The sequence below is a fragment of the Microbacterium rhizophilum genome (assembly GCF_039605615.1).
Taxonomy (GTDB): Bacteria; Actinomycetota; Actinomycetes; order Actinomycetales; family Microbacteriaceae; genus Microbacterium; species Microbacterium rhizophilus.
The window spans coordinates 176,493-189,909 of sequence record NZ_JBCNUN010000003.1 but is presented as its reverse complement, the minus strand read 5'-3'; the positions used below and the strand labels follow the sequence as shown (position 1 = coordinate 189,909).

13 protein-coding genes are annotated in these 13,417 nt (G+C 72.4%); 6 read left to right on the top strand and 7 right to left on the bottom strand.

Features of this window, described 5'->3' with window-relative positions; genetic code table 11:
- Nucleotides 1–75: 75 nt before the first annotated feature.
- A complete protein-coding gene (locus tag AAD528_RS07510) occupies nt 76–489 on the bottom strand; it encodes an ArsR/SmtB family transcription factor (protein ID WP_345751452.1) in 414 nt (137 codons plus the stop codon).
- Between the two features lie 96 nt (nt 490–585).
- On the opposite strand from AAD528_RS07510, the gene AAD528_RS07505 reads away from it, so the two are divergent.
- Complete coding sequence (locus AAD528_RS07505) at nt 586–2,013, top strand: TrkH family potassium uptake protein (protein WP_345751451.1); 1,428 nt, start codon at nt 586–588, stop codon at nt 2,011–2,013.
- Nucleotides 2,006–2,677 (top strand): potassium channel family protein, encoded by a 672-nt coding sequence (locus AAD528_RS07500; RefSeq protein ID WP_345751450.1) that lies wholly within the window; start codon nt 2,006–2,008, stop codon nt 2,675–2,677. Before AAD528_RS07505 ends, AAD528_RS07500 begins: the two co-directional genes overlap by 8 nt.
- Nucleotides 2,678–2,834: 157 nt before the next feature.
- Here the strand turns inward: AAD528_RS07500 and proC are convergent, their stop codons facing one another.
- Nucleotides 2,835–3,674: a pyrroline-5-carboxylate reductase gene (gene proC, locus AAD528_RS07495; RefSeq protein WP_345751449.1), complete on the bottom strand. Its 840-nt coding sequence runs from the start codon at nt 3,672–3,674 to the stop codon at nt 2,835–2,837.
- Between the two features lie 84 nt (nt 3,675–3,758).
- Here proC and AAD528_RS07490 point away from each other — a divergent pair, with 84 nt between their 5' ends.
- Genes AAD528_RS07490 through AAD528_RS07480 form a run of 3 tightly spaced genes read left to right on the top strand, consistent with a single transcriptional unit; the run spans nt 3,759 to nt 5,969 of the window.
- Nucleotides 3,759–4,730: a cation diffusion facilitator family transporter gene (locus AAD528_RS07490; RefSeq protein ID WP_345751448.1), complete on the top strand. Its 972-nt coding sequence runs from the start codon at nt 3,759–3,761 to the stop codon at nt 4,728–4,730.
- A 14-nt stretch (nt 4,731–4,744) separates the two neighbouring features.
- On the top strand, nt 4,745–5,674 hold the full coding sequence (locus AAD528_RS07485; RefSeq protein WP_345751447.1) for an LLM class F420-dependent oxidoreductase: 930 nt from the start codon (nt 4,745–4,747) through the stop codon (nt 5,672–5,674).
- A 1-nt stretch (nt 5,675) separates the two neighbouring features.
- On the top strand, nt 5,676–5,969 hold the full coding sequence (locus AAD528_RS07480; RefSeq protein ID WP_345751446.1) for a DUF503 domain-containing protein: 294 nt from the start codon (nt 5,676–5,678) through the stop codon (nt 5,967–5,969).
- 307 nt (nt 5,970–6,276) lie between these two features.
- Here AAD528_RS07480 and AAD528_RS07475 read toward each other — a convergent pair whose 3' ends face one another.
- Together AAD528_RS07475 and AAD528_RS07470 are read right to left on the bottom strand one after the other, a co-directional pair.
- Complete coding sequence (locus AAD528_RS07475; RefSeq protein ID WP_345751445.1) at nt 6,277–6,663, bottom strand: DUF1304 domain-containing protein; 387 nt, start codon at nt 6,661–6,663, stop codon at nt 6,277–6,279.
- A 31-nt stretch (nt 6,664–6,694) separates the two neighbouring features.
- Entirely contained in the window at nt 6,695–7,156 is a 462-nt protein-coding gene (locus AAD528_RS07470) for a nucleoside deaminase (protein ID WP_345751444.1), read from the bottom strand.
- Between the two features lie 58 nt (nt 7,157–7,214).
- Here AAD528_RS07470 and upp point away from each other — a divergent pair, with 58 nt between their 5' ends.
- Nucleotides 7,215–7,847, top strand: coding sequence for a uracil phosphoribosyltransferase (upp, locus tag AAD528_RS07465; RefSeq protein WP_345751443.1), 633 nt, complete (start codon nt 7,215–7,217; stop codon nt 7,845–7,847).
- Nucleotides 7,848–7,857: 10 nt separating this feature from the next.
- Here upp and AAD528_RS07460 read toward each other — a convergent pair whose 3' ends face one another.
- From AAD528_RS07460 to AAD528_RS07450, 3 genes are all read right to left on the bottom strand, one after another.
- A complete protein-coding gene (locus tag AAD528_RS07460) occupies nt 7,858–11,403 on the bottom strand; it encodes a TM0106 family RecB-like putative nuclease (protein WP_345751442.1) in 3,546 nt (1,181 codons plus the stop codon).
- Between the two features lie 196 nt (nt 11,404–11,599).
- Nucleotides 11,600–11,884: a hypothetical protein gene (locus AAD528_RS07455; protein WP_345751441.1), complete on the bottom strand. Its 285-nt coding sequence runs from the start codon at nt 11,882–11,884 to the stop codon at nt 11,600–11,602.
- Nucleotides 11,881–13,383, bottom strand: a complete 1,503-nt coding sequence (locus AAD528_RS07450; RefSeq protein WP_345751440.1) for a PspC domain-containing protein — start codon at nt 13,381–13,383, stop codon at nt 11,881–11,883. Before AAD528_RS07450 ends, AAD528_RS07455 begins: the two co-directional genes overlap by 4 nt.
- Between the last annotated feature and the right edge of the window lie 34 nt (nt 13,384–13,417).

Here is a 13,417-nt window from a genome sequence, read left to right as displayed (position 1 = left end):
GCGGGATCACGCGGATCGCCGACGAGCCGGATGACGGCCCGCCCGATATGCCGCGCCCGGCACGCTCGCGCCGGGCTATGCCCCGAGGCGCTTGAGCGCCGACTGCACGACGACCTTGGCCGAGGCCGCGGCGCGGCCGACAGCCTCCGCGGCGCGCACGGCGGGCTCCGGCAGGGCGGCCGGCGTGAGGTCGGCGACCTCCTCGAAGTCGCCGTCCGCGACGAAGAAGGGGACCAGCCAGTCGTCGACCTGCTCGAGCGGCTCGGGAGACAGGCTGTAGTAGCGGTGCTGGCCCTCTTCCCGCACCGACACGAGCTCCGCCTCGCGCAGCACCTTGAGGTGCTTGGAGACGGTCGGCTGGCTCACTCCGAGCGCCGCGACGATCTGCGACACGCTGGTGCCCGTGTCCGCCTCCGACGAACGTCGCAGCAGCAGCTGCAGGATCTCGCGCCTCGTGCCGTCCGCGATCACGTCGAAGATGTCCGCCATGGGGACAGGGTAGCCGGGCGGTCGGCGGAGTACCATGTGTCGGGCCCGGGCCGGAGGCTCGAAGAGGCACGCAGAACTGCATTCGGAGGGGGATCGATGGCGCCGACCGCGTCTTCCGTGCCGCGCGCGGCATGGAGCCGCTTCGGTGGATTCTTCCGCGACATCACGCTGTCGTCCCCGTCGCGGTTCGCGATCCTCGTCTACATCGCGCTGATCCTGATCTTCACCGCGCTGCTGTCGCTGCCGATCTCCAGCGCGGACCGCTCGGTCACCCCTCTGGCGGATGCGCTGTTCACGGCCGTGTCGTCCGTGTGCGTGACGGGTCTGTCGACCGTCGACATGTCGACGCACTGGTCGTTCTTCGGCGAGCTGATGATCTTCATCGGGACGAACATCGGCGGTCTCGGCGCGCTCACGCTCGCGTCGCTGCTCGGCCTCGTGGTGTCCCGCAAGCTCGGCCTGCGCGCCAAGCTGATCGCGGCGGGCGACACGAACCCGCTGCGCTCCCACGGCGGCGCTGTGAACGAGTCGCAGGCCGTGCGCCTGGGCGACGTCGGCCATCTCCTGCGCATCGTCGCGCTGTCGACCATCACGATCGAGGCGGGCGTGGCGATCCTGCTCTATCCGTCGATCGTGATCGCGGGGCACAGCTGGCTCGAGGCGCTGTGGCTGGCTCCCCTGCACTCCGTGATGGCCTTCACGAACACAGGCTTCACGTTCACCGATGGCGGGCTTGCGCTGTTCCAGTACGACTACTACTTCCTCACGGTGCTGATGGTCGGCGTCTTCCTCGGCGGGATCGGCTTCCCGGTGATCCTCGCGCTGACCAAGCAGCTGATGACCCCTCGCCGGTGGAACCTGCACGTCAAGCTCACGCTGATCACGACCGTGATCCTGTTCTTCCTGGGCGCGGGCGCGTTCCTGGCGCTGGAGTACCTGAATCCGGGCACGTTCGGCACGCGCGACGCGTGGGACACCACGTTCCAGGCGTTCTTCCTGTCCGCCATGACGCGATCCGGCGGCTTCTCGGTGGTCGACATCAGCGAGCTCAACGGCTCGTCGCTGCTGGTGGGATCCATGCTGATGTTCATCGGCGGCGGCTCCGCGTCGACCGCGGGCGGCATCAAGGTCACGACCCTCGCGGTGCTGGCCCTCGCCGTCTGGTCGGAGGCCCGCGGCCGCACGAGCGTCGAGGCGTTCGGCCGCCGCATCCCGAGCGACGTGCAGCGCGTGTCGGTCGCGGTCCTCGCGTGGGGCGCGACGATCGTCGCGCTCGCGACGGTGGTGATCGCGCAGATCACGCTGGCCCCGGTCGACAAGGTGCTGTTCGACGTGATCTCCGGCTTCGCCACGGTGGGGCTGTCGTCGGGCATCACGGCGGAGATGCCCGACGTCGCGGTCTACATCATGGCCGTGACGATCTTCATGGGTCGCGTTGGTACAGTCACTCTGGCCGCGGCGGTCGCCGCGACCTCCACCCGGCAGATGTATGCGCTGCCTGTCGAAAGGCCCATCGTTGGTTGAGCAGATCCGCAGCGACGCCCCCGTCCTCGTGATCGGCCTCGGTCGCTTCGGCGCCGCGTGCGCCGGCGAGCTCGACCGGCTCGACCGCGACGTCCTCGCGATCGACGAGGACCTCGGCCTGGTGCAGAAGTGGTCGGAGCGCGTGACGCACACCGTGCAGGCCGACGCCCGCAACGTCGACGCGCTCAAGCAGATCGGCGCGCAGGACTTCCAGGTGGCCGTCGTCGCCGTCGGCTCGAGCATCGAGGCCTCGGTGCTGATCACGGCGAACCTCGTCGACCTCAAGGTGCCGCAGATCTGGGCCAAGGCGGTCTCGCAGTCGCACGGCAAGATCCTCGCCCGCGTCGGCGCGAACCACGTCATCTACCCCGAGCGCGAGGCCGGCGAGCGCGTCGCGCACCTCGTCAGCGGCCGGATGCTCGACTTCATCCGGTTCGACGACGACTTCGTGCTGGCGAAGATGTACCCGCCGAAGTTCGTGCGCGGCGTGGGCCTGAACGAGTCGGGCGTGCGCACCAAGTACAACGTCACGGTGGTGGGCGTGAAGAGCCCCGGCAAGCCGTTCCGCTACGCGGAGGCGAACACCGTCGTGACCAACCACGACCTGATCATCGTGTCCGGCACCAATGTCGACGTGGAGCGCTTCGCGGCCCTCGACAGGTGACGCCTTACCGCTGACCTCTTCTGCGAGCGAAGCGAGCGTGCGGGCGCGAGTGCGCCCGCCACCCCACGCCCCTCGATGGAGCGGAGCGACAGCGCCGCAGACGCGAGCGGCGCCGCGGAGCGGTGCCCGAGCGGATGCGGGAGGCGTGGGCGGGGGACTATGCCTCCCCCGCGAGCTCCTTCGCCCGGGCCAGCGCCGCGGCCGTCGCCTCGCGGAAGATGCCGCCCAGGTCGGCGCGCTCCAGCACGGCGATCGCGCGCTCGGTGGTGCCCTTGGGGCTCGTGACGCGGCGGCGCAGCTCCTCGGGCCGCTCGCCGGTGTGCTCGAGCAGCGCCGTGGCGCCGATGAACGTGCCCTCCGCCATGGTGCGCGCGGCGGCCTCGTCGAAGCCGCGGTCCATGGCGGCCCGCGTCAGCTCCTCGATCAGGAGATAGACGTAGGCGGGGCCGGATCCGGAGATCGTCGACAGCGCGTCGATCCGGTCCTCGGGCACCTCGATCACGGTGCCCACCGTCTCGAACAGGCGGCGGGCGATCCCGACGGCCTCGTCCGACGCGCCCTCGCCGGCGGCGAGGCCCGTGACGCCGCGGCCCACGAGCGACGGGGTGTTCGGCATCGACCGCAGCACGGTGACGCCCTCGCCCAGGATCGACGTGAACGTCCGCACCGTGACGCCGGCGGCGAGGCTGATCACGATCGCGTCCTCACCCACGTGCGGGGCGATCTCGCGCAGCAGGTCGGGCACCATAGCGGGCTTCACGCCGATCAGCAGCACGCGCGCCTCGGCGGCCGCGCGGGCGTTGCCCTCGGGCTCGTCCTCCAACGCGATGCTGCGCACACCCTCGAGCGAGGCCAGCTCGGCGGCCTTCTCGGCCGTGCGGTTGGTCGCGAAGACGCCGCCGTCGACGGGGATGCCGCTCGCGACGACGCCGCGCAGGATCGCGCCGCCCATCGATCCGGCACCGAGGAACGCGAGGGAGGGCAGGGTGTCGACCATGCCCCGAGTCTACGGACGGCGGATGCGAGAGCGCCGGGCACGCACCGTCACAGGACATCGCCCGCGGTCAATAGAGTGGTGCGCATGAGTGCACACGGCGGCGGCAAGGCGATCATCGCGGCGTTCCTGGCGAACCTGGGCATCGCGATCGCGAAGTTCATCGGATGGCTCCTGTCGGGATCCGCATCGATGCTCGCCGAGGCGATCCACTCGGTCGCCGACTCCGGCAACCAGCTGCTGCTCATGCTCGGCGGCCGCAAGGCGCGGCGCTCGGCCGATCGCGCGCACCCGTTCGGCTACGGTCGCGAGCGCTACGTGTACGCGTTCGTGGTGTCGATCATCCTGTTCTCCCTCGGCGGCCTGTTCTCGATCTACGAGGGCGTCGAGAAGCTCACCCACCCCCACGCGCTCGACCCGCAGTGGCAGTACCTGCCGCTGATCATCCTGAGCGTCGCGATCGTGCTCGAGGGGTTCTCGCTGCGCACCGCGGTCCGGGAGTCGAACGCCGTGCGCGCCAAGGGCCAGTCGTGGATCTCGTTCATCCGTCACTCGAAGGCGCCCGAGCTGCCGGTCGTGCTGCTCGAGGACCTCGGCGCCCTCCTCGGCCTCGTGTTCGCGCTGTTCGGCGTCGGCATGACGATCATCACGCACAACTCGTTCTTCGACGCCCTGGGCACCCTGCTGATCGGCGTCCTGCTGATCCTGGTCGCGATCGTGCTCGGGGTGGAGACGAAGAGCCTGCTCGTGGGCGAGGGCGCGACCCCGGCCGATTTCGACAAGATCGTCGCGGCGATCGAGAAGGGCCCCGAGGTCGACAAGCTCATCCACATCAAGACGCTCTACGTCGGTCCCGAGGAGCTGCTGGTGGCCGCCAAGGTCGGAGTGCCGCAGGACAAGCTGCTCGCCGACGTCGCGTCCGACATCAACCGGGTGGAGAAGCGGATCCGCGAGGCCGTCCCGATCGCCCGCATCGTGTACCTCGAACCGGATGTGTACCGTCCGGCCGACGCCGAGCAGCTGCCCACGGAGTCGGTGATCCTGAAGTCCTCGGACTGAGCGGCGCCGCGGACATGGAGTACTGCGTCTTCACCGAGCCCCAGCAGGGCGCGACCTACGACACGCAGCGCGTGTTCGCCCAGGCGGCCGAGCGGCTGGGCTTCCACGGCTTCTTCCGCTCCGACCACTACATGGCGATGAGCGACCGCTCGGGCCTGCCCGGCCCGACCGACGCGTGGACGACGCTCGCCGGCCTCGCGCGCGAGACCGAGCGGATCCGGCTGGGCACGCTGGTCTCCTCGGCGACGCATCGGCATCCGGGCATCCTGGCGATCCAGGTCGCGCAGGTCGACGAGATGTCGGGCGGCCGCGTCGAGCTCGGGCTCGGCACGGGGTGGTTCGAGGCGGAGCACCGGGCCTACGGCATCCCGTTCCCGGCGCGGCGCTTCGACATGCTCGAGGAGCAGCTGCAGGTCGTGACCGGCCTGTGGTCGACGCCCGTGGGCGAGAGGTTCTCGTTCCACGGCGCGCACTACGACCTGACCGACTCGCCCGCGCTGCCGAAGCCCACGCAGCCGCGCCTCCCGGTGATCGTCGGCGGCGGCGGCCCGCGCCGCACCCCGGCGCTCGCGGCGGCGTACGCGGCGGAGTTCAACATCGGATTCCAGCCCGAGACCGTGATCGCGGACAAGTTCGCGGGCGCGATGGCGGCGGCCGAGCGGATCGGGCGCGACCCCGCGACCCTGCGCCTGTCGGTCGCGCTGACGACGCTGGCGGCCGCGAACGAGGTGGAGCTCGCGGGGCGCGCCGCCGCGATCGGGCGGGACCTGTCGTCCTTCCGCGGCGACACCAACATCTGCGGCTCCGCGGCCGAGATCCACGACAAGGTCGAGCGACTCGTCGAGCTGGGCGCCGAGCGCGTGTACTTCCAGATCATGGACATGACCGACCTCGACCAGCTGGCGTACCTCGGCGAAGAGGTGCTCCCCCACCTTCCCGCCTGATATGTGGATCGGCTGGATCGAATTCGACCTGCTGCTCGGTGACGTGCGCTCGCTGAAGGAGAAGCGGTCGGTGATCCGGCCGATCCTGGCGGAGCTCAGCCGCCGCACCGAGGCCGCCGCCGCGGAGGTCGGCGACCACGATCTGCACCGGAGGGCGCGCATCGGGGTGTCCGTCGTGGCGGCGGAGGCGGCGCACGCGCGCGACGTGCTGGAGCGGGCGGACCGGATGCTCGCCGAGCGCCCGGAGATCACGCTGCTGTCCGCGCATCGCGGCCTGGCATCCAGCGACGACTGACCCGCGTCAGCCGCGCCGCCCGCGCACAGGCCGGATGGTGCGGGAGTCGCGTCGCGAGACGCGTGAGCCTGCGTGCGGGCGACTCGGCCTGTTTGCGGGCGGTCAGCGTGCCACGTCGCGCCGCGCCGGCTCCAGCTCGGGCGACGCGAAGGCATATCCGGCGGCCTGCAGCCGCTCCGGCGTGGGATCGTCCCGGGTCACCGCTCCGGAGCGGCCGATCGTGCGGATCTCGTACCCGTCCTCGGCGAGCGCGTTCCGTAGCGCCGTGCCGACGAAACCGCGTGACCCGCGATCACGGCGATCCGGCTCATCCCAGGGCCAGGGCGAGGAGCGTGAAGAGCACCGCGAGCAGCGGGAACAGCCCCTGCGTGGTCGCGGGGCGCAGCTTCGTGCGGTCCGTGGCCGCGAGGTAGAGCGCGGCGCCGAGCATGGAGCCGGTGCCGGCGAGGAGCAGTGCGGTGCCGGCCGCGGGGCTCGGGAACGCCAGGGCGATGCCCGCCGCCGTGACGATCGCGAGCATCAGGTTGTAGACGCCCTGGTTCGCCGCGAGCGGCCTCGTGATGCGGGCGTCCTGCTCGCTCGTGCCGAAGATCTGCCGTGTGCGCGGAGCCTCCCAGCGCAGGGTCTCGAGCACGAAGATGTACACGTGCACCAGGGCCGCGAGGCCGGCGAACACGAGGGCGGCGATGAGCATGCGCTCACGCTATCGCCGGAGGTCCCGCCCGCTAGCGCCGCGCCTCGAAGAACGCGCGCAGCTGCGCCCGCGCCTCGGCCTCGCGCACGCCGCCGACCACCTCGGCCCGGTACGGCAGGCGCCGGTCGCGCACCACGTCGTACATGGATCCGGCCGCGCCGGCCTTCTCGTCCCACGCGCCGAACACGACGCGCGAGATCCGCGCCTGCAGCAGCGTGCCCGCGCACATCAGGCACGGTTCGAGGGTGACGACGAGCGTGCAGCCCTCGAGGTTCCAGGACCCGATCGCGCGCGCGGCCTCGCGCATCGCGACGACCTCGGCGTGGGCGGACGGGTCATGGTCGAGCTCACGCCGGTTGCGCCCCTCGCCGATCACCGCGCCCGCCGCGTCGAGCACGATCGCGCCGACCGGCACCTCGCTCGCGTCGGCGGCCTCCGCGCCCAGTGCGAGCGCGCGGCGCATCGCGGCGTCGTCGCGCTCGTCGGGGGTCATGCCTCGAGCCTAGGGTTTCCCTTGAATGCGCACCCAGCCTCGCCGGTAGCCTTGGGCCATGCGCCTGCACGTTGCCGATCACCCGCTCATCACGCACAAGATCACCGTGCTGCGCGACAAGAACACGTCGTCGCCGGTGTTCCGCCAGCTCACCGAGGAGCTCGTGACGCTGCTCGCCTACGAGGCGACGCGCAACGTCCGCGTCGAGCCGTACGAGATCGAGACGCCGGTCACGGCGACCACGGGCGTGCGCATCAGCGAGCCGAAGCCGCTCGTCGTGCCGATCCTGCGCGCGGGCCTCGGCATGCTCGACGGCATGGTCAAGCTGCTGCCGACCGCGGAGGTCGGCTTCCTCGGCATGGCGCGCAACGAGGAGACCTTCGAGCCCGTCACGTACGCCGAGCGCCTGCCCGACGACCTCAGCGACCGGCAGTGCTTCGTGCTCGACCCCATGCTCGCGACCGGCGGATCGCTGGGCGCGGCCATCGAGTTCCTGTTCCAGCGCGGCGCGCAGGACGTCACGGCGGTGTGCCTGCTCGGCTCCCCCGAGGGCGTGAAGGCGATCGAGAAGCAGGTCGACGGCCGCGACGTCACGCTCGTGCTGGGCGCGCTCGACGAGCGACTCAACGAGAAGGGCTACATCGTGCCCGGCCTCGGCGACGCGGGCGACCGCCTCTACGGAACGGTCTGACCGCGCCGGCTCACCCGACGGGCTGAACCGCCCGCTCGTCCGCACCGACCCCGACGAGCCGCGCGAACGCGCTCATCCGCGCGACGCCGTCCGCGTGGCGTGGCAGGTCGTCGAGCAGCGCGGGCGAGTGAATCAGGTACGCCGCGACCATCGCGCGCGAGACCGCGACGTTGAGTCGGTTCTGCAGCAGCAGGAAGTCGGATCCGCGGGGCGCGTCGCGACCGCTGGACGCGGCGAGCGTCACGATCGACACGGCCGCCTCCTGACCCTGGAAGCGGTCCACCGTGCCGACGCGCACCTCGCCGACCCCGGCGGCGGCGAGCGCTTCTTCGACGCACTGCACCTGCGCGTTGTACGGCGCGACCACGATCACGTCCGCCTGCGTGAGCGGGCGCGGCGGGCACGGCGATCCGGTCCCGCCCTCGCCGATCGTGATGTCGGTGAACGCGCGGCCGATCACGTCGCGCACGATGCGCACGACCTCGGCGGCCTCTTGGGGCGAGTCGGTCGCGTTGCCGTGGTGGCGCACAGGCACGACGCGCAGCCCGGGCTCGAGGCCGTCGATCGCGCGCAGCGCCGCGGGCTCGTGCGACGCGAGCCGGCCGGCATACGAGAGGTCGGACACCGCGGCCGATACCGCGGGGTGCATGCGCCACGACCGCGCGAGGAAGTAGCCGTGCGTGTCGGGGATGACCTGCTCGCCGTCCATGACCCAGCCGAGGGCCGACGTGTCGACGGGTTCGGGATGCGTGCCCTGGCTCACCTGCGGCAGCTGCTGGGGGTCGCCGAGCAGCAGCAGGCGCGCGGCCGCGAGGGACACGGCGATGGTCGAGGCGAGCGAGAACTGCCCCGCCTCGTCGATCACGAGGAGGTCGAGGCTGCCGCGCGGCACTCGCGCCTCGTGCGCGAAGTCCCACGCCGTGCCGCCGATCACGTAGCCGCCCGACCGCTCGGCCGCGAACGACGGGACGCCGTTCTTCGGGATCACCGTGAAGCGCGGCTCGGCCCCGGTCGCGCCCGACTTCAGGGCCTTGCCGACGAGGGACGCGGGCACGCCCGCGTCGACGATCCGGTCGAGCATGTTCTCGATCACGGCGTGCGACTGCGCCACCACCCCGACCTTGAAGCCGTGCCCCTGCACGAGCTTCGCGATCACGTGCGAGCCGACGTAGGTCTTGCCCGTGCCGGGAGGGCCCTGCACCGCGAGGTAGCTGCGGTCGAGATCGCGCACCGCCGCGACGATCGCCGCGACGTCGTCGCCCCGCGAGACCGGCAGGGTCCCGCTGCGGGTGCGCGGCGAGCGTCGTCGCAGGATGTCGGTCGCCGGATCGGAGGGGAACGTCGCGCCGGACGCGAGCAGCGCCTCGGCCCACGCGTCGATCGACTTCTGCTGGTTGCCCGCCTGCGGCGGCGCGGCGGGCGCGACGGCGAGCGGCAGCTCGTCCCACGTCATGCCGCCGATCGAGGTCTCGGAGATCACGACGCCGTCCTCCAGTTCGGACAGCACCTCGACGCTGCGGGCCACGTGGATCCAGCGCGACGATGCGTCGGCCTGGAACGGCGCGGGGCGCGCGTACAGCACGAACGGCTGCGCGCCCTCCTTGAGCCGCGTGCCGGGCGCGACGTCGCCGCGCAGCTCGACGATCCGCCGCACCGCGCGGCCACCCTCGGGCACGTCCCAGTCGTGCAGCACGCGCGTGCGGGCCGCGTCGACCGCGACCACGTCGCGGGTGTCGGCCCACAGCGACAGCGGCTCGCGCAGCCGCTGGAAGTGCCCCTGCCAGAAGCTCTTGCGCTCGCGCGGGTAGTAGTCGATCGCGGCCGCTCCGAGGCGCAGGGCTACGACATCCGGATCGTCCGGATCGCCGTCCGCCGCGCGCGCGGTGAGCGCGAGGGCGAGGGGCGACGGCTCGTACGTGAACGCCTCGAGCTCGTCGGGGCGGGCGGGCAGCATCCGCGTCTCTCGCGCGCGCTCCACGAGCCAGTCGCGCAGCCGGCCGGTCGAGACGCAGTCGTAGCGGTTGTAGTCGGCGAGGTCGTCGAGGATCACGCGGGCTGCGCCGTCGTCCCCCGCCGCGATCAGCTCGCGCGCCTCGACGTAGCGCAGGATCGAGTCGCCGCCCTGCTGCACGTCCTGCGTGCGCACCTCGTCGCCCATGTAGAGCGGCTCGAGCTTCTTGATCGAGTACGACCGCGACCCGACCCGCAGGGCGCGCCGCACGATCGGGTACAGATCGACGAACAGCTCGTCGCGCAGCATGCGGTCGACGTCGGCCTCGCGCACGCCGTGCCGGGCGGCCATCGCCGCGAGGTGCGTGGGCTCGTACGGCGCGTAGTGATAGATGTGCATACCCGGGTGCGCGGCCCGCCGCGCGGCGACGAAGTCGCAGAAGCGCTCGAGCGCCACCCTCTCCTCCGCGAACGTGTGCGCCCACAGCGGCGTGTACTGCTCCTGGAGGTCGGTCCAGCCGAACAGGTAGTCGATGCCCCAGCAGTCGGCGCCCGCGCCCGGCTCGGTGTACAGCGGGTCGCCTTCGAAGTCGAAGAAGATGTCCCCGTCGTCGGGCCTCGGCATCGTGGCGAGCGCCTCGGGCAGCACGACCTCGTACAGCGGCGCGGCCTTCTCGGACACGCGCGACGGGTCGGGCACGCCCGCGGGCGACGCGATCTGCAGCCGCGCCTGGGTGCGCAGGCCCGCGAACGTGTCGGGGTTCATGCCCTGCGGGCCCTGCTCCGCGGCGGCGAGCTCGTCGATCGTGCGGATGCCGGCGGCGCGCAGGCGCTCGCGCTGCACCGGCCGCATGCCGGCGACGAGCAGCACGTCGCGCGTCGCGACGACCTCCTGCTCGCACGTCGCGCAGCGCCCGCACGCCACGACGCCGAGGTCGCCGCGGGGATCGGCCCACGCGATCGGGTCGCCCGCGGCTCCCAGGTCGAGGCGGCGGTCGGCGATCAGCGCGCGCAGTCGCGCGCGGCGCACAAAGAACAGCGGCATGAGGTCGGCGACGAGGTGCGTCGAGGTCGTGCCGTCGCCCAGCAGCAGGTCGACCTCGTCCGCGCGCGGGATGCCGAGCCGGTCGAGCTGGTCGACGTATGCCGCGAGCTGCATCAGCGCGGTGACCTTCGCGCGGCGGGCGAGCTTCGAGTCCTGCACGCGCCAGCGGCCGTCGTCCTGGCGCTTCAGGAAGTCGGCGAAGCCCACGAACTCGGGCGTCGAGAACGCGGCCTGGAAGACGATCCGGGCATCCGGATCCTGCAGCGCCGCCATCGTCGCGTCGAGCGCGGCGGCCATGGCCTCCGCGTCGGACGAGGCCGCCCGCTCGATCCCGACCACGCGGGATCCGAGCTCCTCGCGGTACCGCGCGAGCACCTGCTCCTCGTGCCGGTCGCCCAGGCGCGCGGCCCGCTCGAGCATCTCGTCCTCGGGCTCCACGACCGCCGGGACACGCCCGAGCTTGGCGTCCAGCGCCCGCAGCCACGCGAACTCGCACTCGGCGGCGACCTTCAGGTCGCTCGCACTCCAGACGACGCGGGCTTCGGATTCGATGTAACGCACGTTCCGAGGCTAGACGGGGCCTCCGACATCCGGCCGCCCGTCTGCACAGCCCCGCGGTGATGTCCCACTTCGCGCCCGAATCCGACCGTCGAACCGGCGCGAACTGGGACATGACCGGCACCATTCGGCGCGAACTGGGACACGACCGGCCGGATCGGCTGCCCGGAGTCAGTCGCCCGGCGTCAGTCGCCCGGAGTCAGTCGCCCGGCGTCGGCTCCGCCTCCCGGTCCGCCGCGTGGGTCCCGCGGCGCACGACCCACACCACGCCGAGCGCGATCACGAGCACGCCGAGGGTGAGCGGCACGACCGCGCCGAACCACTCGGGCCGGAGGCTGAACAGGAGGGGCCGGATCCACCCCGCGACCGCGAAGACGTCGGGCACGGCGAGCAGCAGGATCCCCGCGCCCGCGGCGAGCGCGAGGAGCGCACCGCCGATGATCCCGCCCCACCGCACGCCGGGTCGCACTGCCGTCTCGCTCATCGCTCCACTCCCTGCACCTCGATGTAGACCTCGACGACGTCCTGGTCGAGCACGATCGTCCGCTTCCGCGAGGTCTCCTCGTCGTCGCGCGACCACGTGAAGCGGCCGCCGCTCGGCCGGACGTCGAGGTCGCGCAGGTAGCCCGCCTGGTCGCTGTAGTAGGTGACGTGCACGGTGCCGGCGTCCCCCGTCGTCTCGAGCTCGACGTCCACACCGGGGTACACGAGCACGGTCAGTGCCCCGGTCCCCTTCTCGATCCGCGTGATGCCGGGGTCGTCGTAGGGGCCGCCCACATCCAGAGTCAGCCCGCCGAAGGGCTGCGCGATCGACTCCTGCGGGGCGTTCAGCGGCACGTAGCGATCCGGTCCCGTCAGGTCGCGGAGCAGATACGACGTCGATCCGGTCGACACGAACACGAGCAGGACGATCGTCACGGCGGTCAGGAATCCGCTGCGCCGCCGCAGGATGCCGGCCACCACCATCGCGACAGCGGTCACCGCGGCGGCCGCGAAGACCGCCGCCGGCCAGGATCGCTCGGCCGCGTTCGGCTGGAACGCGAGCCAGGTCGCCGTCGCGGCGACGAGCGCGGCGCCGACGGCGATCACCACGAAGGCGACGGAGGTGCGGGGCTTCGCCGCCCGCCGCTCGGCGCGCATCCGCGCGGCCTCGGCGCGGAACGCCGCCCTCTCGGCGGCGCGGCGCGCGCGCTCCTCGGCCACGGCCGATCCGTCCGCCTGCGCCCGGCGCCATGCGTCGTGCTGCTCGCGCCAGGCGGCGTGCTGCACGCGCCAGGCGTCGAGCTCCTCGGTCGTCGCGAGCTCGGACGCGATCGGCTCCGGCGGCTCGGGGGACGGAGTGGGCGGGGCGGCGCTGTTCTCTGACCCGACAGAGAGGGCCGCCCCGCCGAAGACGGCGGCTGTGCCCGACACCCCGCCGTCACCCCCCTGCGGGGGGATCGCGTGCCTGGCCGACCGGCGGCGCAGGAAGAGGATGAGGATCGCGGCGAGCGCGCCGAGTCCGGCCAGCCACAGGCCGGCCTCGACGAACGACCACAGCCAGCGGCCCGGATACGACACGAGCGCCATGGCCTCGAGCACCGAGTTGCCGGCCCACAGCACCAGCACGGCCGCACCGATGGCGACGGCGACGCCCACGAGCGCGGGAGCGGACCCGGCGCGCATCTGCAGCGGGATCCGGCCCGCGCGATCCGGCAGCAGGGCCCACGCGATCGCGTAGAGCCAGAGGCCGGGGAAGCCGAGCACCGTCACCACCACGAGGATCCCGCGCACGATCACCGGGTCGACGCCGGTGCGCTCCGCGATGGCGGCGCACACGCCGCCCAGCCAGCCGCCGTCGCGCACGATCCCGAGCGAGCGCAGCCAGAGGAAGAAGCGTCCCTCGGCGTCGACCGCGGGCGCGGCCGCTCCCCCTGCCGGGGCCGGCGGCGCCTCGGCCGGGGCGACGGGCCCCGGCTCGGCGGACATCGTGTTCTCGGTCATGACTCGATCGTGCCGGGATCGCGGCGCGCTCGGC

Coding starts and splice junctions, on each gene's coding strand:
- AAD528_RS07475 (WP_345751445.1), bottom strand. CDS start 6,663: ATGCTCATCGCCGCCCTCGTGTTCGCCGGCCTCGCGGCCCTGGTGCAC.
- AAD528_RS07450 (WP_345751440.1), bottom strand. CDS start 13,383: ATGACCGAGAACACGATGTCCGCCGAGCCGGGGCCCGTCGCCCCGGCC.
- AAD528_RS07480 (WP_345751446.1), top strand. CDS start 5,676: ATGTGGATCGGCTGGATCGAATTCGACCTGCTGCTCGGTGACGTGCGC.
- AAD528_RS07490 (WP_345751448.1), top strand. CDS start 3,759: ATGAGTGCACACGGCGGCGGCAAGGCGATCATCGCGGCGTTCCTGGCG.
- AAD528_RS07505 (WP_345751451.1), top strand. CDS start 586: ATGGCGCCGACCGCGTCTTCCGTGCCGCGCGCGGCATGGAGCCGCTTC.
- AAD528_RS07455 (WP_345751441.1), bottom strand. CDS start 11,884: ATGAGCGAGACGGCAGTGCGACCCGGCGTGCGGTGGGGCGGGATCATC.
- upp (WP_345751443.1), top strand. CDS start 7,215: ATGCGCCTGCACGTTGCCGATCACCCGCTCATCACGCACAAGATCACC.
- AAD528_RS07510 (WP_345751452.1), bottom strand. CDS start 489: ATGGCGGACATCTTCGACGTGATCGCGGACGGCACGAGGCGCGAGATC.
- AAD528_RS07470 (WP_345751444.1), bottom strand. CDS start 7,156: ATGACCCCCGACGAGCGCGACGACGCCGCGATGCGCCGCGCGCTCGCA.
- AAD528_RS07485 (WP_345751447.1), top strand. CDS start 4,745: ATGGAGTACTGCGTCTTCACCGAGCCCCAGCAGGGCGCGACCTACGAC.
- proC (WP_345751449.1), bottom strand. CDS start 3,674: ATGGTCGACACCCTGCCCTCCCTCGCGTTCCTCGGTGCCGGATCGATG.